We start from the raw sequence: 1,430 nt of genomic DNA, 5'->3' as shown, positions 1-1,430 counted from the left end.
CTTTTTGCTTTAGTACAATTATTGTAAATAACATATAAACAAAATAATTCCTTGAAGTGAAATTTCGAGTTAGAAGGTAAAGATGGAAGGGAACGACCGGAATTTCTTTCAATTGGCATTTTCTGAAAGATTGTTATTTTTGCATAAAGGTGATCGGAGTGCATTGCGGGACTCCTGCGGGATGCGTGGAAAAGGTTAATGTAAGCAAGGACTTAAATAAAGGAGGCTCACCATACACACCGCGTAAACCGAGTATTGTAACAAGAGGTAATCTATATACGACAGGCTATGTAAAATGCAACAAAGTTTATAAAAAATTGCCTTCAATTAAAAAAGAAATTCGTTAAAGTCATAATATCGCCACTTGTTTGACAAATCACCTACTTGTTCCTATGCAAATATTGTCGATATAATTGGATGAAAAGAAATTTTTATCATGTTTTAACCTATAGGAAAAAAGGTAAAGATGAATGTAGGTTGGAAGATTCTTAAATAACATAGCGTTTCATGATAAAATTGATGAAGGATTGAGATAGATAGGGTGATGAAATGTCATATTTTGTAAAAAATAGTCTTGTACTAGTATGTCTTGTAACATTAACAGCATGTACTAGTTTTTCACTTCCAAATGCAAACCCTTTTAGTGGCGAGCAGGAAGGAGAACTAATTAGACAATCAGGGGAAAAACGGCAGTTAGAAACAGTTGAGCCTGAAAATACCGAAACGAATGAGGAGCAAATAGATCCAGATTTCCTCTTGGAGGGACAATATTTTAATTCGGTTAAACAAGTTGATGGAAATCAAGTAATTGAAAATCCAACAAATATTTTAGCAATGGTTAATAAAGAGTTTACCTTACCAGAAGATTATGAGCCAAACGATTTAGTAATACCTAATGTTGAATTTTCTTTCGGAGATGCAGATATTCCTCAAGCATATTTACGAAAGGAAGCAGCAAATGCGTTGGAAGAGCTATTTCAACTTGCTAAAAAGGATGGCATTGAATTAATAGCTGTTTCTGGTTATCGTTCCTATTCAAGACAAAAAGGGATATTTGATGCTGAGAAAAAAGCAAAAGGGGAAGAAGCAGCCCTACACGCAGTAGCTTTACCTGGTCAAAGTGAACATCAATCAGGCTTAGCAATGGATATAACGAGTAAAAGTGTGAATCTTGAAATAACTGAGGAGTTTGCGAATACTGCAGAGGGAAAATGGGTAGATGCAAATGCACACAAAGCAGGATTTATTATTCGATATCCAAAGGGAAAGGAAAACATTACTGGTTATCAGTTTGAACCATGGCATTTACGCTATATCGGTAAAGAAAAGGCATCTGTGATTTATAAAAATAAATTAACATTAGAAGAATATTTTAATAAAGTAAAAAAAATCTAGCTTTTGAAAAGTTTGCTGTAGTTAATATTTTATGT

Annotated in this window: 2 protein-coding genes; both read left to right on the top strand. The window is 33.8% G+C overall.

Annotated elements, in window-relative coordinates; translation table 11 throughout:
• Positions 1–185: 185 nt before the first annotated feature.
• Positions 186–347 (top strand): hypothetical protein, encoded by a 162-nt coding sequence (locus tag HU235_RS24845; protein WP_174881932.1) that lies wholly within the window; start codon positions 186–188, stop codon positions 345–347.
• 202 nt (positions 348–549) lie between these two features.
• Positions 550–1,395, top strand: a complete 846-nt coding sequence (locus HU235_RS24840) for a M15 family metallopeptidase (protein ID WP_174881931.1) — start codon at positions 550–552, stop codon at positions 1,393–1,395.
• Positions 1,396–1,430: the final 35 nt, after the last annotated feature.

Origin of the sequence: Metabacillus niabensis (assembly GCF_902829255.1) — a bacterium.
Lineage (GTDB): Bacteria > Bacillota > Bacilli > Bacillales > Bacillaceae > Metabacillus > Metabacillus niabensis.
The sequence above is the reverse complement of the archived record's forward strand: the minus strand, read 5'-3'. Positions and strand labels throughout refer to the sequence as shown.